The organism is Geodermatophilus amargosae (genome assembly GCF_900116515.1).
Lineage (GTDB): Bacteria > Actinomycetota > Actinomycetes > Mycobacteriales > Geodermatophilaceae > Geodermatophilus > Geodermatophilus amargosae.
Genome location: NZ_FPBA01000041.1, coordinates 1 through 21,832, shown reverse-complemented (window position 1 = coordinate 21,832; position 21,832 = coordinate 1). Strand labels below are relative to the sequence as shown.

Genomic DNA, 21,832 nt, shown 5'->3' with positions numbered 1-21,832 from the left:
AGGGGGCGTCGGCGGGGGGAGGTTCCACGAGGTGTGGTCCCGCGTCCATTCTTCGCCGTCGGGGGCCCATTGGCAGTCGCCGGCGGCGCACCAGCGCGGGCAGGGGAGGGCGACGGCGCCCGGATCACTAGGATTGATCATTGGGTCCTCTTCCCATCACCGCGATGGCCTCGAACCGCCTTTGAGGGCACCACCTTCCCCCGCAGCTCCCTGGCCCGACGGCGAACGGCCAGTTCGGCCTCCAACTCGGCGATCCGCCGCTTGGCCTCGGTCGGCTCCGAACTCTCCGCGCTGTTCAGCCCCGGCTCGAGGCCCTTGTCGATGCGGTCTTGCCGGCGCCAGGTGTAGATCGACTGCGCGCTGATCCCCAGATCACGGGCCACGTCGATGACCGGGCGGCCGGCCGCGACCAGGTCGAGCACCTTGCGCCGGAACTCCGGCGGAGAACCACGCTTGCCCACGAACCTTCCGACAGGATTGCGCGGTCAGGATTCCAGCAACACGACTCCACGAAAGGCGGGGCAGACCACCTCGGTCTGTGTCGTGAGCATCTTCTCGAAGTCGGCCGGGCTCAGGTTGTCCAGCCGGCTGTGCCGGTGCCTGGGGTTGTAGAAGCCCTCGATGTAGCTGAAGACCTCCATTTCCCGCTCGTCCCGGGTCGGCTAGGCTCGCCGGTAGACCAGTTCGGTCTTCAGGATGGCGAAGAACGACTCGGCCATCGCGTTGTCGAACGCCCAGAGAGGCCGGCTCGCGGCGCAAGTACTGGATCGCGTTCTACAGCCCCTGCACCGGTGAGGTCACCGCCGGCCGGGCCACCGACGCGCTCGTCCTCGGCGACGGCGCCCTGCTCAAGCTGCCGGCCGACGGGGCACCGGCGGTGCTGGCATGCTGAGGCGAGGACGTCACCCTGCACGTGGAGGGCCGGGCGCTGACCGCGCGGCCCTGACGTTTGCCGCGCTGACCCGCGCGCTCGCCGCTCACCAGCGTTGAGCTCCGCAGCTGGCCGGCGCCCGGCAGTGCTGACACCGAAACCCCCGGGCCGGCCCCGGTGGACCGTCACCTCCGTACGCGGACCGCCCTGACCATGAGACGCGACCCGCGTCTTGATGTGACCTGCGTCGGCACCAGCGCTGGGCACCGACGCGTCACGATTGTCGAGTCCCTCGTTGCGGGAACAGTTCCTGACGTGACTCCGCGCATCCTGACCCTCGCCGACGCCCCCGACCTCGCTCACGCCATCCTGCCACTGCTGGCCGGCAGCTGGCCCGCGTACATGCTCGACGGCATTCCCGGGCACGGCCTGGACATCGCCGCACTGCTGCTGGCCGCCCCGCAGTACCAGGTTCTCCTCGTCGAAGGCGATGACCTGCTCGCCGCCGGGCTGAGCGTTCCGCTGCGCTGGGACATCACCCGCGACGAGCTGCCCAAAGGCTGGGACGACGCCGTCGTGCGCAGCGCGAAGCTGATCGCGGCCGGCGACGCGGCCGACACCGTCTGTGCGCTATCGATCACGATGGCTCCCGCGGCGGCCGGCCGGGGACTGTCGGCCACAATGATCGCCGAGCTGAAGAGCAACGCCGCCCGAGCCGGCGCCCAGGCGCTCGTCGTCCCGGTCAGGCCGATGCTCAAGCACTCCTACCCGCTCATCCCAATGGCGGACTACATCGGCTGGCGCGACGCTTCTGGCCGGATGTTCGACCCGTGGCTGCGGGTGCACCTGGACGCCGGCGCGCAGCTGGCCGGCGTCGCGGAGGCGTCGATGACGATCACCGGCAACGTCGCCGCGTGGTCGGAATGGACCGGGCTGGCCCTGCCAGGAAGCGGGGACTACGTGATTCCCGGAGCGCTCGCACCGCTGCACGTAGACGTGCACACCGACACCGGGATATATGTGGAGCCCAACGTGTGGATGATTAACCCAATCGGGAACTGATGCCCGATCCGGGGGCAGATTGCTTGCCGGATCCGCGGGTGGCGGCACGGTCCGAGCGGTGCCTCCCGACCGCAAAGGAAGCGGCAGATGTCGATGATCCCCACCGGGCCCCTGCGCCCACGGGTCGCCTGGTCGTTCCTGGCCGTCGGTGCCCTCGCCCTCGCGACTGCGGCGGTCGCCCCACCGGTTGTCGCCGTGATCGCATTCATCGCCATCGCGGTCGGGTCCACCGCGGCCGTCGTGGCCGGCTACCGCTGGCAGGCCGACGACCTCGGGCCGTGGCGGTCGATCGCGGCTGCATGCGCCCTGTTCTTCGCCGGCGCGCTGCTGCGGGTACTCGTCCCGGCGACGTCGGTCGACCCGCCGACGTACGCCGCCCTCCTCCCGGACAGCTTCACCTTGCCTGGCTACGCGCTGCTGGTCCAGGCGCTGCTGCAGATGCTGCGTCGGCGCCGCGGTCTCGCGGACACCTCGGCCCGCCTGGACGCCACCGTGGTGGGTGTTGGCTCGGGGCTGGTGGCCTGGACCTTCCTGATCAGCCCGGTCCTATCCTGGTCGGAGGCAGTCACGCCGGTCTGGGTCAACGTCGTCGCCGCGGTCTTCCCTGTTATCGACGTCCTCCTCGTCGCCCTCATCGCGCAGCTGGCGTTCTCCGCAGGCGCCGCTCGCATGCCGGCCCTGTGGCTGCTCGGGTCCGCCGTGGCGTCGCTGCTGGCCGGAGATCTGCTGTACGCGCTGCGGATGACCAGCGCCACCCTCGCACCACTCGCGGTGAGCGACGGGCTGTTCCTGCTGGCCTACATCGCGATCGGCGGCGCCGCGCTGCACCCGACAATGCGGGCGCTGACCGAACCGCAGGTCGGTGAGGTCAGCCCATTGGGCTCGCTGCGCGTCTTGGGTATCGTGACCGCCCTGCTGACCCCGGTCGCGCTGGCCACCTGCTTCCCGGCACGTGGAGCGGCCGACGTCACCGTCCGGCTGATGCTGGCCGGAGCGCTGACCGCCGCCATCGCGTGCCGCACCGTTCGGGCAGTGAACAGTCACGCGAAAGCCGAAGCACACGCCCGCGAGCAGGCCACCCACGACGCGCTGACCGGGCTGCCGAACCGGGTCCCGCTGGGCGACCACGTGAACGCGGCGCTGCGTGGGATCGGATTCGACCGGGAGGTGACCGTGCTGTTCATGGACCTCGACGGGTTCAAGCTGGTCAACGACTCTTGGGGCCACGGCGTGGGCGACGAGTTGCTGGTCGCAGTCGCCGGGCGGCTCCGGGCAGCGGCCCGCGACGAGGACCTGGTCTGCCGGGTCGGCGGTGACGAATTCGTCGTCGTGCTCAGCGGGCCGGCTGGGCCGGAGCTGGCGCAGACACTGGCCGCCCGGATCGTCACCGACTTCACCCACCCGTTCGCCCTAACCGTCGGCCGCGTGGTCGTCACCCCGTCGATCGGCATTGCCCGCTCGACGCCCGACGCCGACGCCGAGAAGCTCATCCGCGACGCCGACACCGCCATGTACAAGGCGAAGGCCGCCGGCCGCAACGGCTACGCCTTCTTCGACTCGTCCCTGCGGGAGCACGTGCAGGCCCGCGTCGAACTGGAGCAGGCGCTGCGGCGAGCGCTCGAGCACGGCGAGCTCGAGGTGTACTACCAGCCGATCATCGACCTGGGCACCGACGAGCTGACCGGCTTCGAGGCGCTGCTGCGCTGGAACCACCCCGAGCGGGGTCTGGTCAGCCCGAAGGAGTTCATCCCGGTCGCCGAGGAGACCGGCCTCATCGTGCCGATCGGCGCGTGGGTGCTGCAGCAGGCCACCGAGCAGCTGGCCGACTGGCAGGCCAACCTCGGCACCGCCCGGAAGCTGCACATGTCGGTGAACGTCTCCCCCCGGCAGCTGCGCCACGACGAGCTGGTCGACCAGGTCGCCATCGCGTTGCTGGACACCGGGATCGACGTATCGACGCTGGGGTTGGAGATCACCGAGACGGCGATGATGGAGGACCCGGACGCGGCAGCAGCCACCCTCCGGGGGCTGCGTGACCTCGGTGTCACCCTGGCCGTCGACGACTTCGGCACCGGCTACTCCGCGCTGGGATACCTCAAGCGCTTCCCCGTGGGAATTGTGAAGGTCGACCGGTCCTTCGTGGCCGGGCTGGGCGTCGACGTCGACTCCGAAGCGATCGTGCGGGCGGTGGTGGCGATGGCTCACGCGATCGGCCTGACCGTCGTCGCCGAGGGCATCGAGACCCCGCTGCAACGGGACCGGCTCCGCGAGCTGGGCTGCGACATGGCCCAGGGTTACCTTTACGGCTGCCCCCGCCCGGCGTCGCTGACGCTGTCGCATCACGACCTGTGGGTGGCCGGCGCCGCCTGAGGGACCAGCACATAGCGCCTCGACCAGAAGACCGGTCGGGGCACTGCTGTGCCCAGGTTCAGTGGCTGGCGCGGGCGTGGAACTCGGCGGTGTAGTAGGTCTGGGTGTCCGAACCGACGATGGTCACGTCGGCCATCGCGGTGACCGCCGTCTCGATGCCGGCACCCATACTCCGGACGGTGTCGTTGTAGGCGCAGATGTCGTAGGCGCACACGCCGCCGGAGGCAATCATCCGGCGAACCAGCTGGACGAGGGTGAGCGCGAACGCGGGACCTCCCTGATGGTCAGGGTGGACGAGGGTGAATCCGAGGTAGAAGATCGCATTCCGGGCCGCCTGCTCGGGGAAGCGGGCCGCGTAGTAAGCCGGCTCGATCCAGGGCACGGTGCGCAGGTCGTCGGTGAAGGTGGTGAGCGCGACCGCCCGCCCGTCCCGGTCGTAGACGACGTATTTGTCCACGCGCGTGTCGACCATCTCCTCGGCGAACTCCTCCGCGGTGAGCACCTGCCGGGCTGCCGCACGAGTCCGCAGCGGCTCGAACGCCTCCCGGTACAGCCTGTAGAAGCCCTCGATGAGGTCTGCGGGCATCTCTCGCTCGAGAGCAACCCTCATTGGGTGAACTTCCAGCCGGCCGTCTCGTAGGCAGCCACGACCAGCGCGCACACCGGGGCGTCGACGCACACGGTTCCGGTCAGCACCTTCTGCGCCGGCCCGAAGCTCTCGGGGCGACCCGCGACCAGGTCCGCGAGGCTCGCCTCGATCGCGTCGGCGACGAACTGCTCACTGTCCCCCTCATGCTCAACGAACAAGCCGCCGGCGCCGTCGAGCCGCTGCACCCAGCCGATCCCTGCCCACGCCTGGTCACCAGGGGTCGTCGCGCGCTGCTCGGCGTACACGCAGTACAGCCGGTCACCCCAGCCGCCGGCCGGCAGCGGTGCGGTACCGGTCGCGTCCACGGCGGTGTGCGCTGGCACGACGCTGGACAGCCGGATCAGGTTGTAGTTCGCGACGCCGGCGTCACGTAGCGCCCCGTCGAAGGCGGACAGTGCGGTGCTGCCGGTGCCGATCCCGGTGACGATGGGGATAGTCTGAGTGGTAGGGGGGTTCATCAGATCTCCAACGAGTGAGGGGTCGGACTACCCCTGTGTGCTCCGCAATCGTCACTAACCACGCACAGGCGCAGTCGAGCCGTATGTATCTACCCGACACTTCCGGCCGGGCTGTTGGCTAGACGGTATGGGGGCTGGGGCCCCGCCACGGACGATCGTGGGTTGCCGCTCGGAGATGGGCCCTGGCGTTAGAGCGGTTGCTGGCGTGTCGTAGCCGGGTGGTCATGGTCGGGTGTGAAGGATCGGTCCGTGATCGCTCCGACCTACGACGAGCTGGCAGCTGTCGTGGTGGGGTTGCAGGTGCGGATCGCCGAGCAGGACGCGGAGACCTCACCGGGCCTCGCGCACCAACGTGTCAAGACGTCGCCGGCCGGCAGCATGAGGTGACCCCCGTCAGGCGGACACCTCGTTCTGTGTCAGGTGCATGGTCTCGTACTCGGCGGGGCTGAGGTTGCCCAGCCGGGAGTGCCGGCGGCGGGTGTTGTAGAAGCCTTCGAGGTAGGAGAAGACCTCCATCTCCATCTCCAGCTCGTGGCGGGTCGCCCAGGCGCGGCGGTAGATCAGCTCCGTCTTCAGCGTGGCGAAGACCGACTCGGCCATCGCGTTGTCGAACGCCGAGCCGACCCGGCCCATCGAGGCCAGCAGGCCCGAAGCGCACAGCGCCTTGCCAAACTCATACGACGTGTACTGCGTTCCGCGATCGGTGTGATGCACCGTCCCAGCGGCCGGCCTGCGGGCGGTGATGGCCATGCCGACCGCGTCGAGGACCAGCTCGGTGCGTAGGTGGTCGGCCATCGCCCAGCTGACCACCTTGCGGCTGAAGGCGTCGACCACGACGGCCAGGTAGACGAACCCCTCCCAGGTCCGCAAGTAGGAGATGTCGGCGACCCACAGCTGGTCGGCGCGGCCCCGGTGAAGTTCCGTTCGACCCGATCGGGTGCGGTCGCGGTGGAGACGGTGCGGCGGCCGTACTTGCCCCGCCTACGGCGGTGAACTGCTTCATCGCGCCCAGGGGAGCTTGACCCGGTTATCCGGACACCTGTTCTGAGGCGATGATCGCCTTGGAGAGGAGTCCTGGATGCCTGCAGCTAAGCCACCGGAGTTCCGCCGCAGAGCAGTGGAGCTGGCCCGCCGGCGGGAGAAGTCGATCGCCGAGATCGCCCATGACCTTGGGATCGCGGAGTCGTGCCTGCGGCGGTGGCTGAAGCAGGACGACATCGATGCCGGCCGCACCGAGGGGCTGAGCACCGATGAGCGGGCCGAGCTGGTCCGGCTGCGCCGGGAGAATCGGGTGCAGGCGATGGAGATTGAGATCCTCAAGCGGGCCAGTGCCTACTTTGCCCCGGAGGCTTTCCCGGCCCAAAATGATCTACCGGCTGGTCCGCGAGCTCGCCGAGGACGCCGACCTGCCGGTCGATGTCACGGTGGCCTGCCGGGTGCTGAGAGTGTCGCGGTCGGGCTACTACGAGTGGCGCGGCCGCGCGCCCTCCGCCCGCCAGCTCGCCGACCAGGAGCTGAGCACCACCATCGCCGGGATCCACACGGCCTCACGAGGCACCTACGGCGCACCCCGGGGGCATGCCGAGCTCCGCCTCGGTCTCGGGCTGGCCTGCGGTCGCAAGCGGGTGGCTCGGCTGATGCGCGCCGGCGGGCTGGCCGGCGTCTGCCACCGGCGCGAACACCGCCGAGCGGGTCCGGCGCCCGCCGTGCACGAGGACTTGGTGCAGCGCCGCTTCGTCGCCGATGCCCCTGACCGGCGGTGGGTCACCGACATCACCGAGTACCCCACCGCCGAGGGCAAGGTCTACTGCGCCGCGGTTCTCGATGTGTTCAGCCGCACCGTTGTGGGGTGGTCGATCGCCGACCACATGCGCACCGAACTCGTCGTCGATGCCCTCGAGATGGCTCGCTGGCGCCGCCGGCCATCCACCGGCGCCGTCGTCCACAGCGACCGCGGCAGCCAGTACACGTCCTGGATCTTCGGCCACCGGCTGCGCGCCGCCGGACTGCTCGGCTCGATGGGCCGGGTGGCCTCCAGCGTTGACAACGGCATGATCGAGTCCTTTTGGTCCAGCATGCAGCGCGAACTGCTCGACCGGCAGACGTGGGACACCCGGGCCGATCTCGGGTCGGCGATCTTCAAGTGGATCGAGGCCTTTTACAACCCGCGCCGACGGCACTCCGCCCTTGGCTATCTGTCACCGGTTGCGTTCGAGCACCTTCACACCGCGGCGCTCACCGCGGCATGATCACCACAACCGACGTGTCCGGAGAACCGGGTCAAGCTCCCAGGCACATGAGCCGGGCGACCCGCTTGCGGTTTCAGGCGTGCCCGCGATCACGGACCTCGGCGGTCAGCCGGCGGGCGCCGTAGGTGCGCCGGTGCTCGGTTCACGCGGTGGGGGCGGCCTCAATTGCGTAGGCGTCCTCAAGCTCGGCGGCCGTCGGTCCGCTGGCGCGGGCGACCCAGGCGTAGAAGATGGTGGGGCTGATCCCGAACACCTGGCACAGACGGCGCACACCGTAGGTGGTCTTCTCCGCAGCGATGAACTCGCAGAGCACTCCGCGGCTCACGGCCCGTCTCCCGAGCGAAGAAGACCGCGGCTCTTTTCAGGATCTCCCGCTCGAGGTCCAGCTCGGCCACCTTGCGCCGCAACCGAACCAACTCCAGCCGTTCGTTGGCTGCAAGCGCCGCAGGGCCATCGGCTCGCTGACGCCGCTCGGCGGCGACCCAGTTCCGCAGCGTCTCGTGACTGATCCCGAGCTCTCCGGCCACCTCGCGCACGCTGCGGCGGCTGTCCAAGACTAGTTGCGCAGCTCGCTGGCGGAACTCCTCGTGGTACTTGCTCCGTCGGCCCACCTGGGCCCTTCCTCCTCGGCTTGCGCCGTGTCTCGAGGTTTCGAGCCGACGAGGGTCCTTCACCAGGTCCAACCAAGCTGGGGTGTCAACGAGAAGCCTGAGCATCACGTTGGACGGTAGTGCGACCCGCCTACAGTCCTCTAACCGCGGCCGGGTTGTTGTAGAACACGCGGCAGTCGCGCACGTAGTCGCGCAACTGCTTGGTCGAGCAGTGTCCGATCTATTCCCTGATGGCGGCTTCGCTGGCGCCGCCGTCGGCGGCGGAGGTGACAAAGCCGGCGCGCGGCAACTGGCCCACCGGAGTCGGCGGGGTCAGGGCCGATGCGGGTGGCTGCGGCCTTCACAATCGTCGCGACGGAGCGGTCCGTCAAGCGCTCACCGAGGGTGGCGTGCCCGCGGAGGCGGCGAAACAATTCCCCTGCGCGCGGTGACCAATCGGCGGTCAGCGGACGCAGTACGCCATTTCGGCTAGTACTGCAACGGCACTTGTGCGTGTCGCTGTCGGACTCGTTCGGGCGCTGGTATCAGCGTGTGCGGATGCTGCGCTGTGATGGCCTGGTGGCCGAGGTGCGGGACTGGGCGGCGGGTTTGGAGGAGCTCCACCGACGGATTGCCGGCGCGTTAGCCCGGGCCGAGCCGCGGGTCCGGGTGCTGGCCTATCTGCGCGGGCTGCTCGGCCAGCTGGAACGCAAGAACGGCTGGACGCTGGCCGAGGCCGCCGGCGAGGTCTCCCCGGACGGGATGCAGCGGCTGCTGCGCACCGCCGACTGGAACGCCAACGCCGTCCGCGATCAGCTGCGCGCCTATGTGGTCGAGCGGCTCGGGCCCGGCGGGGTCCTGATGGTCGATGAGACCGGGTTCGTCAAGAAGGGCACCCGCTCGGCCGGAGTGGGCCGGCAGTACACCGGCACCACCGACAAGATCGACAACTGCCAGATCGGGGTCTTCCTGGCCTACGCCACCGAGAGTGGGTGGGCGTTGATCGACCGGGCGCTCCACCTGCCGCGGGCCTGGACCGACGACCGGGACCGCGCCCGGGCCGCCGGCATCGGCGACGAGGTCGACTTCGCCACCAAGCCCGAGCTGGTCCGCCGGATGCTCACCCGGGCCCTGAAGGCCGGCGTGCCCGCGAGCTGGCTGACCGCTGAGGAGATCTACGGCCAGGACAAGCGGCTGCGGGTGGGGTGCGAGCAGCACGGCCTGCGCTATGTGCTGGCCACGCGCAGCAACGACAGCGTCGCCACCGTCGACTGGCGGCAGCGGCGGGTCCGCGCGCTGATCGCCGAGCTACCCGAGTCGCCTGGCAGCGGTGCTCGGCCGGCGCCGGCGCGCACGGCCAGCGGCTCTACGACTGGGTCCGGATCGAGCTACTAGCCGGATGGGATCCGAGCTGGGCGCTGGGTGCTGGCCCGCCGGACCATTCCCACCGACCCGGACGAGGAGTCGCAGTTGGCCTTCTACGTCTGCGCCGGACCGGCCGGGATCACCCTGGAGCGGCTCGTCGCGGTGGCCGGCGGCCGCTGGCGGATCGAGGAGTGCTTTCGGGCGGCCAAGAACCAGGCCGGCCTGACCTCCTACCAGGTCCGGGACCACACCGCCTGGTACCGGCACATCACCCTGGCCATGCTCGCCCACGGCTACCTGTCTGCCACCCGCGCCACCGCGGAAAAGGGGGCTCCGCAGCTGGAACCGGCCAGCTCATTGCCCTGACCGTGCCCGAGCTCCGGCGCCTGATCAACACGCTCATCCGCGGCCCGCGGCCCGCGGCCCGACCTCGAGCACGTCGCGGAGTGGTCGTGGTGGCGCCGACGACGCCAGGCCCTAGCCCGCGCCGCCCACTACCGCGCCCGCGGACAGGCCCGCCATGACTGCCGTTGCAGCACTAGCCGGCACGAGAGACCCGCGCGGGGTTTGGATTCGTGCGCGGAGCACGCCACGCAGGCGCGGTCCTCGTCGTCGGGCGCCTCGGTCCGGCATGCGGCCTCCGCGGGTCCCGTTTAGCATCAGACGTCACCGCGAGCCCGGGCTCATCCCGGCGTGGAATCAACAGAGCCCTGACCACCGAGCCCGGCGTGGTAAGCCGAGGAGAGACAGTGGCTGAGAACACGGGGGAGAGCCCTGCGCGCGACGTAGGGCTGTTGAACAAGCCGGACGACCCGGTCGCCGAGCCGGACGGCGAAGCGCGGTCAGCGCCGGTCGCTCGGCCACTGCAGCTAGAGCAACCCTGGCGCAATCCGGAGCCCTGGTGGCTGCGCGGAGGGGTCCGTCCCTACCTCCTGCTGGGGGACGTGGCCGCATTCGTGGTCGCCACGGCCATCACGATGCCGGCCAACCCCGTGCACGTGGTGGTCCTCGGGGTGTACATCGCGGTGTTCTTCGTGGCGGGGCTCTACCGGTCGCGGCTCAACCTCTCGCTGCTGGACGACCTGCCCTACGTCCTCGCCGCGTCTCTGGTCGGCTTCGCACTGAAACTGTCACTCCTCGCGCTCTTCCCGAGCGTCGACCCACCGCCCCGGCAGGTGCTTCACGCGCTGGTGCTCCTGGCTGCGGTGCTTTTAGTGCGATGGACCGCTTACACGGTCGTCCACACGGCGCGGTGTCGGGGGAAGATCCGACACCGCACGCTGATCGTCGGCGCCGGACCGGTGGGTGTCCGTCTCGCGAACACACTGCAGGACCGTCCCTACTACGGCCTGGACCCAGTGGGCTTCGTCGACTGCCAGTCCCCGACCCAGGACCGGCTGCTGCCGGCACCGGTGCTGGGCGCGTACGAGCAGCTGGGGAAGGTCATCCGTCAGCACTCCATCCGCGATGTGATCGTGGCCTTTGGCGGAGCGGACGAGGACGACCTGGTCGACATCCTGCGCACCTGCGACCGGCTTGACGTCGAGGTCTTCCTCGTTCCTCGGCTGTTCGAGCTGCACAACGCCAACCGCTACACCGACGAGATCTGGGGGATCCCGCTCATCCGGGTGCGACGGGCGGTGTTCCGCAGCCCCTGGTGGCAGGTCAAGCGGTTATTCGACATCGTGGTTTCCGGCTTGGCCCTGGTGCTCCTGTCCCCGGTGATGGCCGTCTGCGCCCTGGCCGTCCGGTACGAGGGCGGCCCCGGAATCATCTTCCGGCAGCAGCGGGTCGGCCTGGATGGACGGCCGTTCGACGTGCTGAAGTTCAGGTCGCTCAAGCCCGTGAACGAGGCCGAGTCGCAGACGAACTGGAACATCAAGCACGACGACCGCCTCGGCCCGGTCGGCAAGTTCCTCCGGGCCTCATCCCTGGATGAGTTGCCTCAGTTGTGGAACATCCTCCGCGGCGACATGAGCCTCGTCGGGCCCCGTCCGGAGCGTCCCCACTTCGTCCAGCAGTTCTCCACCCACATCCCCCGGTACACGGCCCGCCATCGCGTCCCGGCCGGGCTGACGGGCTGGTCACAAGCGCACGGACTCCGGGGGGACACCTCGATCGAGGACCGGGCGCGCTTCGACAACTACTACATCGAGAACTGGTCCCCCTGGCTGGACGTGAAGATCCTCGTGATGACGGTCGGCCAGGTCGTCCGACGCCAGGGCGGGTGACGCCGGACGCTGGAACCCCATCGGAAGGACCGGGTCAAGAAGGCGACTGTCCGAATCTGGCACGGACAGACGACGACGCAGGCTTTGAGTTCGTCCATGCACCGCACTAACGCGCGCATCCGGTGGATGCAGATACAGCCTGACGCCGTCGCGTATTTGCCTTCCAGCTGCGGATCGGTGCGAACTTGAAGGTCTGTGCTCGTCAGGGGGTGAACGCCGAAGTGGTGCCCGATCGGGGCGACGGTGACGTAGGAGATGGACGTCTCCTCGGCTGCCAGCGCCGCGGCCAGCAGCCGCGAGGACCAATACGTGACGCGGTACTGCACCAGTAGCTCGGTCAGGGGTCAGTTCCAATACCTGATCCGCAGCATTTTGGCGGCGACGACGGTTTACCCGGCCGTGGCCAGTCCTCCGGACCGGCCGGACGCGCTGTACTGGCGTCGCCAGCTGACCACCGTCGGCCCGGCGCAGTTGCTATCGGAGCGATTTGCTTGCCCCGCATACTCGCTGGCGGCCGGCAGTACCATCCGGAACTGGCTCGACGTCTCGGGCCGGCGCACCCTCACTCGCGCAATCTCGTAGCTGGCCCTGACGTCTTCTGCGTCTGGCCAGGTTCTGTCCCCGGGGCGCCATTGCGCGATTCAGATGTCCCCCTGACAGTCTGTTATGCGAGGATCCAGCTCCGCATCTGGTCATGGACCGGTTTGGGGGTGCCGTCTGCGCGGGTGAGCCCGAAGTAGTTCTCCCGCTCGGCGTTGCCGTAGGGGGTGCGGTCGCGCATGGTGTACAGGAACAGCACGCTGTTCGACTCCCTTCCAAACCACAGGTCGCGGCCGCCGACGAGCGACTGGGCGTGCTGGTCCTCGGTCACGGAGTTGTCTCCCGACGAGGGCGCGCCGAACTCGGTTCCCCACAGCGGTGTGGCGCTGTCCCCATTCTGGTTCATCACCTGCCGAATCTGACCGGCGTAGTAGAGCTCTCCGGAGTCCCAGGAGTCTTGCCGTGACCAGTACGGGTCCTGATAGGGGTGGGTGTTGGCGATGTCGAAGTACGGCTTGCAGCCCCGGGCGTACAAGTCGCGGTACCAGGTCACGGTACTGATGGTGGACCCCCAGCCGACGCCTCCGGCCAGGACCCTCGCGTTCGGGTCGGCGGCCTTGACCCTGGGATAGGCCGCCTTGAGCAGCGTGGCGTAGTTGCTGGTGTTGGGGCTCGACCAGAACTGAGGCAGGTTAGGTTCGTTCCACACCTCGTAGTGGGTGACCCGACCTCGGTAGCGGGCGGCCACGCGATTGCAGAACGCGGCGAACCCGCTTCGCTGGCTCTGGGTGGTGGGTCCGTGGGTCTCCGGCGTCCCCGCGGGTCGCGCCCAGGTCGGGAGGGTGCCCAGGACCAGGAGCGGACGGAGGTGGCGGGCAGCACAGGCATCGACCAGGCCGTCCAGCTCGGCCCACGACCAGGTGCCGCGAGTGCCCTCGATCCACGCCCAGTTGGCGTCGGTGCGCAACCAGTTCGCGCCCAGGTGGACGGCCTCGTCGAGACGAGCGTCGCGCCACGCAGCGCCGCGATACATCAGATCGGCGGCGCCGATGGAGACCCCGATCCGGGCCGCGCGGGGCGTGGTGCTGACGGTCCCGCTCGTGTGGGTCGCCCGCGCGACGCGGGTGCCGGTGCCGACCGCGAGCGCGGCGACTGCTGCCGCGGCGCCGGTGAGGAACCGGCGGCGGGTCATCGTGGGCATGGAATCTCGACCGCTTTTCGGTAGTCAACGCGCCTGCCAGCACGGTTTCATGTGAAGATCAACTCAGCCTGACGTGTTCACCTATCCGGATCCACCTCCTCCGCCACCCCCACCGACGCCCCAACCCGCCCGCCGAGACTGCGTTTAGTGGTGCGCTACTGGAGTTGGTGAGGCGTGTGACGCGGTTGCGCGCTGACATGTCCAACTGCTACGTGAGCCGATAGATGAGCGTCCAACAGGGTTCGTCGAACTACTTTGAAGGGGCTCGCGTAGCGCATTCAATTTCTCAAGTCACCTATGAGGCAGTTGATCTCTAGCCACGGTCGTAACCTTCCTGCCCATCCGGGCCGGCCTGCTCGACAGCGGCGACGATCCGGGACGGGCACGTCCAGCTCGTCGGGCGCCGGCTTGTGCTCAGGTGTGTAGGCGTGCGCCGTGATGAGCGGCTCGTTGCCGGTCTCGACCGCGCAGACGACAGATGGTTGGGTCCTCTGCCACCGGTCGCGCTGTGACCTTCCGAGTCGGCATGCAGTAGAGCTCGGGCGACCGTGCGGTCCTCATTGGTCTGGCAGACGGTGAGGGCCCTGCCGACGAGGAGGGCCAGCAAGGGCGCGAGGAGCAGCCAGCCGGCCAGCATTAACCAGAGCACCGAATGTTGCCTCTCCGGTCGAGATAGTGAGTTTCGCCAATAGGGTCGACGCCCGTCATCGGGTCACCGACATGGGTGGTGGACCTGTGGTCGTGCGCGCCACTGGTGGACCCCCGGCCGGGCGCGGCGCCCTGAGTGGGATGTCGACGATCTTCCGAGGGCAGTGATCAGTCGGACACCGCAGGAAGTCGCGGTACGGCGCCATCCCTGTCATCGGCGACTCCTTCGCCTGAGTGGTGGGCCAACAAGCGGATCCGATGGAAGTCACCGTCCCACTGGCTTAGCCAACCATCAACCCTCGTGGACGGGCGAGTAATCGTTCGAGACGTCGGAGCGGGCGGCTGTTCACTGGGAGCGCCGCGAGAGACGCCGACCTCGGTACATGGACAATTGTTGTCAGTAGCTCACGCTGGGTACAGGACCATAGGGCAACGCGGCGCAAAGATGCTGGCAGAGCCCTTGACCCTGGGGCGAGGGGGGAAGTGGGTTTACAGTGCGTCACAAATGGACGCTTTCCAGCAGGCCGTGGACCAGGCGCGCCGGCAGCTCATCCGGGAGGAGGGGCAGAACGTGTCGGTGCGGGAGCTGATCCGCCGGGCGGGGTTTGACGACTCCCGTCGGGCCTCTGTCGCCCGTCATCTGAATCCGAACCAGGCGTGGCCGAAGGGGCACAGGGTGCCGCCGGAGACCGTGCGGGCGCTGGCGGCGGTCCTGCCGATCAGTGAGTCGGACCTGGTGCAGGCCGCGCAGGTGGCAGCCGGCTACCAGGTGCGCGACGAGGAGCCGCGGGACCTGGGTTTCAAAGTGGCCCGATTCCTCGGCGACGAGGAGGTGTCGGCGGAGGAAAAGGCGCGGTTGCGGGCACAGTTGCTGCAGCTCATCGCCGAGGACCTGCAACGATCCTCCCCGGGCGTGAGCCCAACCTCGCCGGCCCCTCCCTCGACAGCGGTCGAGCCTCACCGGCGAAGCGCGTCACTGCCGGCCCGCAGACGCCTCGCCGTCTCAGCCCGTATGCACGCTCGCGAGGCCGGCGGCAGGGGCTGATCACCCACTCAGCGTCAACAGCGGAGCGACTGCCAGTGCCCAAAGTGGCCAGACTCACTACCGCGATCAGGGCTCCCGCCCGACTGCACCGCACTCCTGGCTCTGGCCGGCGATCACCAGCACGTTGAGCGCAACCTGCGGTCCTCTGCGTCATGACGTACTGTCTGTAGCGGCTTGATCGCTCCCTCGCCGGACCCCGAGGGTCGGCTTCTGGGGGCTGTCCACGTGACCCACTCCTTGGACGAGTCCTGTCTCGACGAACTCCTCGCGGCGCTGCCTGACTGCCCCGACCCGACTGCGGGCCTGTCCGACCTGACCCTGATCGAGGGCTTCATCGAGGTTCGCTATCGGCCACTGGAGGGCAGGGCAGTGTGTGCAGCGATAACGGTCGACGGCGTCCTGTGGGTGGTCATCGACCTGACCAAGCCCAACGCACTGCAACAGGCCCGGGAGATGCTCGAGGAGTGGCGCCACTCCTACATGCAGCCGACAGCGGACCGAACTGGCTGAGCCGCCCCGGCGTTGTTCTGCCGCAGTTCAATCGCGGGAGTTGGTTTGTTCCGACGTGCTGAGCTCGGTGTATCGGTTGTTCTCGTCGGTTCGTCGGCTGCGCTCGCGGCGGGGAGCGGCGAGCTCGTCGAGCTCGTCGAGCCGGCGGCCGGCTGGGGGTCGGTCCATCTTGGCGAACAGAGCGGTGAGCAGTTCCATCTGCTCCAGCGGGGACATGAGTTCCACGAGCGTGTGGTTGAGCACCACGACCGTCTGGTCGGGATGTTGCGCCAGCACGGCAGCCACGGTGGGGGGCAGCCCGTCACTGGTGTGGAACGTGATGGGCATCGTCGCCCCTGACTGTGAGCCCGGGTGGGGCGGGTGTCCGGTTCGGTTCCCGATCTGGCGAGTTTGGCGCAATATCTGAGACACGTCAACAGCGGACTACTCAGAGTGATCGGCGGCCCTGCTCGTCCCGGACTAAGAACGTGGCGACGATGCGCTCCACCTGGCGCTGGTTTTCTGGACTGAGTTGCCGGTAGGACTCGACCAGGATCCGGGCGCCGCCGCTGGCGTCGCTGCCGATCTCGGTGGTGGTACTGCCCTCGGCGAGCTCGGCGATGTACCCCGGGGTCCATCCGATGGCTGCCTCGATCTTGCTCAGGGTTCGCAACTGGGGCCACCTGGTGCCGTCCAGGAAGTGCGCCAGGGTTCCCGGATCGACGCCCGCCCGCTTGGCGAACGCCAGCCGCCCCTCGGGAGCCACCGCTCGCCTGACCGCTCGTCGGGCTAGCTCCCGGCTCATGATCATCACCTGCGATCTCGGCGGAAGTATGCACTTGACGGAAGACCACTGTAGGCCAACCCGGGCTGCTTGTCGCTCACCCTGGCTCAAGCAGCCCATGTCACCGGCCTCGGGCGACTCGGGAGGCTGACTTCGCACCTGGGATCGCGGACTTGTAAGTTCCTAGTTGTTCCGATAAGTTCCTACATGAGGGAAGCCCCACCGCACACGAAGACCACGGTTCGATCACACCTCTGCGCAGCGAACCGACTTGGCGTGACTCCTTCATGACGAGGTCACGGCTCGCCCGCGCCTTCCGTAGCTCCCTCTGCTACCGAAGGCCCGGGTGTACCAGCGCCCCGGCAACGTGCCGCTCAGCGCGTAGGACTCCGGCACGACTTCACGTTGACACCGGTCAGCGAAGAAGGAAGCAAAATGATGCGTACCCGAGTGCTCGCCACCCTTGGCGTGGCCAGCGTGATGTGTGCCAGTTTCGCTGGCGTGACCTCTGTGAGCCAGGCCGCCCCCGCCCCATCGGGTGACAAGGTGTCGATCTGTCACCGCACCGGGTCGGCGACGAACCCGTACGTGCAGATCACGGTGAGCAAGACCGCCGCGGCCAACCACATCAAGAACCACGACGGCACCCTCAACTGGCCGGCCGCACCGTACAAGTCCGGAGTCTTGACGGTCGGACAGGACTTCTACGCCGACCCGGTCACCGGATGCAAGGTGCCGCCCGTGCTCCCGCCCAGCCCCTTCGTTCCGTGCGTCGTCAGCGTGGGAGTCACGCAGACCGCTACGACGGTGACCGGAACCTCAGCCGATGACACCATCGACTGCACCAACGCCAGCCCGGGTAAGACGATCCTGGGCCTCGACGGCAACGACACGATCACCGGCACCGCGTTCGGCGACGTCATCAACGGCGGCAACGGCAACGACACCGTCACCGGCGGCCCCGGCGATGACGCCATCGAGGGCGGCAACGGCAACGACACCCTCACCGGCAGCGCCGGCAACGACGTCGTCACCGATGTCGGCGACGGCAACGACACCATCACGCCCTGACCGAACCGTCCCGCCGACGGTGACACCCTTACCAACTGCACACCGCATCCGCACCTAGGGATGTAGCAGGCGCACACTGTGGCTCCAACGTCTCGTTACCAGAGGTTGGAGCCACAGCCATGAACTCGCCTATGTCGTGTCCTCGACGTTCTGAACGGTCTGTGCACGCCACGGCGCGGCCGACCCTGCCGACGGTTACCGGATCACCTGAACGTCAACGCCCAGGTCATCGGCCCAGTCCTGCCAGATGCGATCAGCGGTGTAGGCCGGGCTCGACAGGCTGCGGGCCAGAGCCAGACAGACGCGGTCGGCGATGCCCAGACCGGACTTGTGGCGGTAGAACGAAGTTGTGAGGCGGGCATCGAGGCGAGCGAAGGGCGTCACGGTGATGCCCAGATCCTCGAGCGCTGCGTCAACTTCTCCGGCAGTCACGCCAAGGCTTGCTGCTTTTGCAGAACCTCGGCGTAGTTGACCGAGCTGATCGTCGCGTCGTTGTTGGCTGCTGCGCGAGAGGCAACGTCTGCGCCGGGTTCGTCTTTGATGAGGGCCAGCAAGGCAGAGGCGTCGAGGACGATCACTCGATGGTTCGCCCGGGTTTCTGGCTGCGTTCGGCGACAACTTCATCGGTGAGACCGATTGGTGTCCCGCGTCAAGCAGCTGGCAGATCTTCGGTCTCGGGAAAGCTGGGGATCAGCGGGTCGGCCAGGCCGAGGTGGACGTCAAGAGGCCGGTTCCAGGCCAGCGCCTCGTGCGGACGCACGGTGTTGTATTCGACCCGGTAGTCCTCGGCGTGCGCGACCAGGTTCAGGGCGTCGGGGATCTCTTCGAGGAAGAGCTTCTCGTACTTCAGCGAGCCGCAGCCGCGCTCGCGTGAGCCGTTCTGCCCGGGTGTCTTGACCCGGGTGCACACGTGCCGCAGCTCGGGGTGGGTGGCGACGAAGGCCTCGAACCGGAAGGAGCGGAACGGTCCGCCGTTGTCGGTGACGATGGTGACCAGCGGGACCACGTTGCCCTCGGCGTCGCGCTCGACCAGGTCGGCCAACGGCCGCCCGGCCAAGCGGCCGGCCTCGGTAAGCGCCAGCTCGACCGCGGCGATCGCGTCGTGCTGGTTTGCGGTCGGCGCCACGTGCCAGCCCAGCTCGTACTTGCTCCAGTAGTCCCGGCAGCCGGCCAGCCGCCACATGCCCCCGGCGGTGGTCTCGAACTCGGAGAAGTCCAGCTGCCACACCTGGTTGGGCCCGCTCGGCTCGGCGGCGAAGACGGCCCTGCGTCGAGCGGCCAGCGCGCGCCGTTCACGCTGTTAGTTGGCCTCCAGCAGGAGTCCCTCGTCGCGCAGCAGCCGCAGCACGGTGGCCTGGAAGACCCGGTGCCCGTCGTGGCGGCACATCGCCCACACCTTGCGGTGCCCCCAGGCCGGATGGGCCAACGCGTGCCGGCGGGCCGCATCACGGCCCTTCTCCCGCGCAGGCCGTGGCCACGAGCCCCGCGGCGGCCGGTCGGCCCGGGCGCGGGCGTGGTGGCTGTGCCCGCTACCGGCCGGCGTACCCGAGAGGCCCGCCGAGCCGGCGGGCCGTAGCTTTCCCGACCAGCTGCGCCGGCAAGACGGGCGGCGCGGCTCGTGGCTTCTACTGGTCGATGGGTTGATCGCCCAGGGCGTGCTCGGACGTCGCCGGTCCCGAATCCTGCTGGTCAACGTCACCAGGCACCCCGTCCTGCGACCGACGGTGCGTGAGGAGGTGCTGCACCGGATGCGAGCCGCCGCCACCGACGGCGTGCTGGAGCCGCGCACCGCCGTGCTGCTCGCGCTGGCAGGTCCGGCAGGCCTGGTGAAGGTGGTGGCACCGCAGCGATCCGACCGGGACCATGCCCGGCGGCGGATGAGCACCGCAGCCCAGCAGGTTCCGGCGGCCGCGGTCGTGAAGCGGGTCCTCGCCGAGATGCAGACCGCGGTGGCCCTGGCAGCCAAAGCCGGCCGCACGGGTCAGGGAGGAGGCGGCAGCTGGTGAACAGTCGGTAGTGATGGGATCGGCCGTGCACTCGGGTGCGGCGCACCGGCGCGCGTGGTGGACCCGGCGCGCGGCCGCACTACGCCGCCAGTGGAGCATCTGCTGACACAGCGCAGCATTTAGCTGGGCCGCTGCCACCCTCGTCATCGCGCGGCTACACCGGCGTCGTCCGCCGTACCTGACTGGACACCACGGCGGACTTCGCCGTTAAAAGAGTTATCGGGAGTCGAGGCGAGACTGCCTACGGCTCACACCCGTCGTCGTGCCCGGTGCGCGCGTTCGGCGTGTGGCTGGCAGTCAACGACGACACTGCCGGTCTCCTGTTCCGACGCATCCACGAGCGCTCGCGGCTGGGTGAGCGTTTGACGGACCGCTCAGTTGCGCTGATCAGGAAGGCCGCAGGAGGACGGATCGGCCTTGACCCCGCCGACCTCGGCGGGCACTCGCTGCGCGCCGGCTTCATGACCTCCGCCGTCGACAGCGGCGCCAGCGAAGCCGCAATCAGGAGCAGACCGGGCACCGCTCGACCTAGCAGCTGCGCGACTACGTGCGCGACGGCCGCCTATTGCACGACAACGCCGCCGGGGTGACGGGGCTGTAGCCCGGCAGCTGGGTCCTCATCCCAGGTGCCGGGCCACCGCCTCACGAAAGAGCCGCAGCCAGTCCGCAGCGTCATCTGCTGCTGCCACGCACCCCGGAAGTTCAGGCGATGAGGTCGAGTACCCGGAGGCATCGTCGCCGGCGAGGACCACGCGCAGCTCCACATCAAGGCCCATCGCAGCGTCGTAGAACCGGGCGTTCAGCTCTTGGTCCATGGCACGTTCAGTCGTCCAGCCCGCACGGTCATTCGCTGATCAGGGCTTTGGTACCTAACGAGCTCGTGCATGGTCAGCGGACGCCTTGCTCGTGCTGCGGTGGAGGATGGAGCAGGGGCGGAGTGTGTCGAGGAGCCTGGCTCGAGCCGCCGCTGTCGCCGATCGCCATGTGACGGGACTGTCCCGGGAGGTCCTGGCTGAGCTGGGACCGCGATGGCAAGCGCGTCAGGAGGCACGCCTGGCTGATCGGCCGCGCCGGCGGGCAGTCGGAGCAGGTGCCCGGCACCGGCTGGTGTTCATCGACCGGTTGCTGGCCACCCTGGTGCACCTGCGCCACGGAGTCACCCACGACGTGCTGGCCTGCTGGTTCGGGGTGTCTCGCTCGACGATCACCCGCGCGGTCGGGGAGGTCCGCCCGCTGCTGGCCGAACGCGGGTGCACCGTGGACGGCGGGCTCCGGCTGCGCACGCTGGCCGATGTGGTCGCCCACCTGGGCGCCAGCGGCAGCTCGGCTTGCTCGATGCCACCGAGGTCCGGGTGCGCCGCCCGGCCGCCGGTCGGACCGGTCGGCGCCGGTTCGTCTCGGGTAAGGCCCGCGCCAACACCGTCAAGGCGCTGGTGATCACCGACGCCGCGGGGCGGCTGTTGTTCTGCGGACAGCCCCGCCCGGGCTCCATCCATGACCTGACCCAGGTCCGGCAGGCCGGGCTGGTGGAGCTGCTGGGCCCTCATTCCGGGCGTCACCCTGCCCGCCGACGCCGGCTATCAGGGCCTGAGCACCCAGACCGCCGGCGCGGTGCCCACGCCGCGGCCGGCCCGGCGGAAGAACCAGATCCCGCTCGTCCCCGCCGTGGCCACGGCGCACGAGGCCGAACGCCGAGCGCATGCATCGCAGCGGATCCACGTGGAGCACGGCATCAGCCACCTGAGGAACTGGCGGGCCCTGTCACGTCACCTGGGCCGACGCGAGCACCTGGACACAATCTTGCCCGCGGTCGCCGGCCTGGTTCCCAGCCAGGAACGAGCCCCACGACCTGCCCAGCCTCACCGCCAGCCGAGAGCTCCACTGGCCGGCAGCGCCCGGTGATCGAACCCGCCCTGACCAGGTGAACGACCGCTCGCCGCAATTTACGCACGAGGGCGTTAGGAGATCGCCGACCATCGTGACCGTAGACAGCCGTCTATGACGGAGTGTCATAACGCTTTTACGCTTTGTTAGGGCAGACTGTGAACGTTCCGGTACAGCATCGGTTTTCATCGCATGACATTGGTTACAGCCACCGGTCGCGTAGACACATGACCATGCGTCGACGTCTTACGTCCCTGGCCGTGCTCGCCGCGGCCCTCACCGTGATCCCGGCGGGGTCTGCGCTCGCCGATCACAACGT

24 protein-coding genes and 5 pseudogenes are annotated in these 21,832 nt (G+C 68.8%); 14 read left to right on the top strand and 15 right to left on the bottom strand.

The genetic code is table 11. The annotated features are described in order from the left end of the window. Positions 1–137: 137 nt before the first annotated feature. Both BM414_RS27135 and BM414_RS29845 read right to left on the bottom strand, forming a co-directional pair. Positions 138–461, bottom strand: a complete 324-nt coding sequence (locus BM414_RS27135; RefSeq protein WP_139246086.1) for a transposase — start codon at positions 459–461, stop codon at positions 138–140. A 24-nt stretch (positions 462–485) separates the two neighbouring features. Further along, a complete protein-coding gene (locus tag BM414_RS29845; protein ID WP_175551859.1) occupies positions 486–641 on the bottom strand; it encodes a hypothetical protein in 156 nt (51 codons plus the stop codon). A gap of 443 nt (positions 642–1,084) precedes the next feature. Here BM414_RS29845 and BM414_RS27130 point away from each other — a divergent pair, with 443 nt between their 5' ends. Both BM414_RS27130 and BM414_RS27125 read left to right on the top strand, forming a co-directional pair. After that, positions 1,085–1,933, top strand: a complete 849-nt coding sequence (locus tag BM414_RS27130; RefSeq protein ID WP_139246085.1) for a GNAT family N-acetyltransferase — start codon at positions 1,085–1,087, stop codon at positions 1,931–1,933. An 87-nt stretch (positions 1,934–2,020) separates the two neighbouring features. Then, a complete protein-coding gene (locus BM414_RS27125) occupies positions 2,021–4,303 on the top strand; it encodes a putative bifunctional diguanylate cyclase/phosphodiesterase (protein WP_093584935.1) in 2,283 nt (760 codons plus the stop codon). 58 nt (positions 4,304–4,361) lie between these two features. On the opposite strand, the gene BM414_RS27120 is transcribed toward BM414_RS27125, so the two are convergent. Further along, positions 4,362–4,889, bottom strand: coding sequence for a hypothetical protein (locus tag BM414_RS27120; RefSeq protein ID WP_139246084.1), 528 nt, complete (start codon positions 4,887–4,889; stop codon positions 4,362–4,364). Between the two features lie 20 nt (positions 4,890–4,909). Beyond that, positions 4,910–5,410: a pyruvoyl-dependent arginine decarboxylase gene (locus tag BM414_RS27115; RefSeq protein WP_093584929.1), complete on the bottom strand. Its 501-nt coding sequence runs from the start codon at positions 5,408–5,410 to the stop codon at positions 4,910–4,912. Between the two features lie 249 nt (positions 5,411–5,659). Between BM414_RS27115 and BM414_RS29840 the strand changes: the two genes are divergently transcribed. Further along, on the top strand, positions 5,660–5,797 hold the full coding sequence (locus tag BM414_RS29840) for a hypothetical protein (RefSeq protein WP_175551858.1): 138 nt from the start codon (positions 5,660–5,662) through the stop codon (positions 5,795–5,797). A 6-nt stretch (positions 5,798–5,803) separates the two neighbouring features. On the opposite strand, the pseudogene BM414_RS27110 reads toward BM414_RS29840, so the two are convergent. Next, positions 5,804–6,322 (bottom strand): annotated as a pseudogene (locus BM414_RS27110) (IS3 family transposase); the annotation flags it as partial. Positions 6,323–6,488: 166 nt separating this feature from the next. Between BM414_RS27110 and BM414_RS27105 the strand changes: the two are divergent. Then, positions 6,489–7,659 (top strand): IS3 family transposase gene (locus tag BM414_RS27105; protein WP_425432380.1). Its coding sequence is split into 2 segments (ribosomal slippage): positions 6,489–6,763 and positions 6,762–7,659, totalling 1,173 coding nucleotides; the frame shifts between segments, so codons are not numbered across the junction. A gap of 142 nt (positions 7,660–7,801) precedes the next feature. Here the strand turns inward: BM414_RS27105 and BM414_RS31180 are convergent. Further along, entirely contained in the window at positions 7,802–7,984 is a 183-nt protein-coding gene (locus BM414_RS31180) for a hypothetical protein (RefSeq protein ID WP_245785024.1), read from the bottom strand. A 76-nt stretch (positions 7,985–8,060) separates the two neighbouring features. After that, positions 8,061–8,375 (bottom strand): annotated as a pseudogene (locus tag BM414_RS31975) (transposase); the annotation flags it as partial. 432 nt (positions 8,376–8,807) lie between these two features. Between BM414_RS31975 and BM414_RS27095 the strand changes: the two are divergent. From BM414_RS27095 to BM414_RS27085, 3 genes and pseudogenes are all read left to right on the top strand, one after another. After that, positions 8,808–9,980, top strand: a pseudogene (locus BM414_RS27095) (IS701 family transposase). 383 nt (positions 9,981–10,363) lie between these two features. Further along, on the top strand, positions 10,364–11,845 hold the full coding sequence (locus BM414_RS27090; protein WP_245785023.1) for a sugar transferase: 1,482 nt from the start codon (positions 10,364–10,366) through the stop codon (positions 11,843–11,845). Between the two features lie 255 nt (positions 11,846–12,100). After that, on the top strand, positions 12,101–12,427 hold the full coding sequence (locus BM414_RS27085) for a hypothetical protein (protein ID WP_093584920.1): 327 nt from the start codon (positions 12,101–12,103) through the stop codon (positions 12,425–12,427). 82 nt (positions 12,428–12,509) lie between these two features. On the opposite strand, the gene BM414_RS27080 is transcribed toward BM414_RS27085, so the two are convergent. Beyond that, on the bottom strand, positions 12,510–13,577 hold the full coding sequence (locus BM414_RS27080; protein ID WP_175551856.1) for a cellulase family glycosylhydrolase: 1,068 nt from the start codon (positions 13,575–13,577) through the stop codon (positions 12,510–12,512). Between the two features lie 1,162 nt (positions 13,578–14,739). Between BM414_RS27080 and BM414_RS27075 the strand changes: the two genes are divergently transcribed. Continuing rightward, a complete protein-coding gene (locus tag BM414_RS27075) occupies positions 14,740–15,279 on the top strand; it encodes a hypothetical protein (RefSeq protein WP_139246082.1) in 540 nt (179 codons plus the stop codon). Between the two features lie 225 nt (positions 15,280–15,504). Then, entirely contained in the window at positions 15,505–15,789 is a 285-nt protein-coding gene (locus BM414_RS27070; protein ID WP_093584912.1) for a hypothetical protein, read from the top strand. A gap of 27 nt (positions 15,790–15,816) precedes the next feature. On the opposite strand, the gene BM414_RS27065 is transcribed toward BM414_RS27070, so the two are convergent. Both BM414_RS27065 and BM414_RS27060 read right to left on the bottom strand, forming a co-directional pair. Beyond that, positions 15,817–16,116, bottom strand: a complete 300-nt coding sequence (locus BM414_RS27065; protein WP_093584909.1) for a hypothetical protein — start codon at positions 16,114–16,116, stop codon at positions 15,817–15,819. A gap of 100 nt (positions 16,117–16,216) precedes the next feature. Beyond that, complete coding sequence (locus BM414_RS27060) at positions 16,217–16,534, bottom strand: helix-turn-helix domain-containing protein (RefSeq protein WP_139246081.1); 318 nt, start codon at positions 16,532–16,534, stop codon at positions 16,217–16,219. 528 nt (positions 16,535–17,062) lie between these two features. On the opposite strand from BM414_RS27060, the gene BM414_RS27055 reads away from it, so the two are divergent. Further along, positions 17,063–17,623 (top strand): calcium-binding protein, encoded by a 561-nt coding sequence (locus BM414_RS27055; protein WP_217644954.1) that lies wholly within the window; start codon positions 17,063–17,065, stop codon positions 17,621–17,623. Positions 17,624–17,818: 195 nt separating this feature from the next. Here BM414_RS27055 and BM414_RS30435 read toward each other — a convergent pair whose 3' ends face one another. From BM414_RS30435 to BM414_RS31675, 4 genes are all read right to left on the bottom strand, one after another. Beyond that, positions 17,819–18,055 carry a PIN domain-containing protein gene (locus BM414_RS30435; protein WP_217644953.1) on the bottom strand — a complete coding sequence of 79 codons (237 nt, stop codon included), beginning with the start codon at positions 18,053–18,055 and terminating at the stop codon, positions 17,819–17,821. Further along, positions 18,052–18,201 (bottom strand): PIN domain-containing protein, encoded by a 150-nt coding sequence (locus tag BM414_RS30430; RefSeq protein WP_217644952.1) that lies wholly within the window; start codon positions 18,199–18,201, stop codon positions 18,052–18,054. Before BM414_RS30430 ends, BM414_RS30435 begins: the two co-directional genes overlap by 4 nt. A gap of 71 nt (positions 18,202–18,272) precedes the next feature. Beyond that, positions 18,273–18,851: an integrase core domain-containing protein gene (locus BM414_RS27045; protein ID WP_217644951.1), complete on the bottom strand. Its 579-nt coding sequence runs from the start codon at positions 18,849–18,851 to the stop codon at positions 18,273–18,275. A 72-nt stretch (positions 18,852–18,923) separates the two neighbouring features. After that, entirely contained in the window at positions 18,924–19,049 is a 126-nt protein-coding gene (locus BM414_RS31675) for an IS3 family transposase (protein WP_175551855.1), read from the bottom strand. On the opposite strand from BM414_RS31675, the gene BM414_RS31175 reads away from it, so the two are divergent. Continuing rightward, a complete protein-coding gene (locus BM414_RS31175) occupies positions 19,021–19,629 on the top strand; it encodes a GPP34 family phosphoprotein (protein WP_139246080.1) in 609 nt (202 codons plus the stop codon). The genes BM414_RS31675 and BM414_RS31175 overlap by 29 nt on opposite strands. Positions 19,630–20,246: 617 nt before the next feature. On the opposite strand, the gene BM414_RS27035 is transcribed toward BM414_RS31175, so the two are convergent. Next, on the bottom strand, positions 20,247–20,444 hold the full coding sequence (locus tag BM414_RS27035; RefSeq protein ID WP_093584897.1) for a hypothetical protein: 198 nt from the start codon (positions 20,442–20,444) through the stop codon (positions 20,247–20,249). A gap of 106 nt (positions 20,445–20,550) precedes the next feature. On the opposite strand from BM414_RS27035, the pseudogene BM414_RS31570 reads away from it, so the two are divergent. From BM414_RS31570 to BM414_RS31560, 3 genes and pseudogenes are all read left to right on the top strand, one after another. Then, positions 20,551–20,871, top strand: a pseudogene (locus BM414_RS31570) (helix-turn-helix domain-containing protein); the annotation flags it as partial. An 8-nt stretch (positions 20,872–20,879) separates the two neighbouring features. Further along, positions 20,880–21,110: pseudogene (locus BM414_RS31670) on the top strand (hypothetical protein); the annotation flags it as partial. Positions 21,111–21,174: 64 nt separating this feature from the next. Next, a complete protein-coding gene (locus BM414_RS31560; protein ID WP_342716368.1) occupies positions 21,175–21,531 on the top strand; it encodes a transposase family protein in 357 nt (118 codons plus the stop codon). Positions 21,532–21,832: the final 301 nt, after the last annotated feature.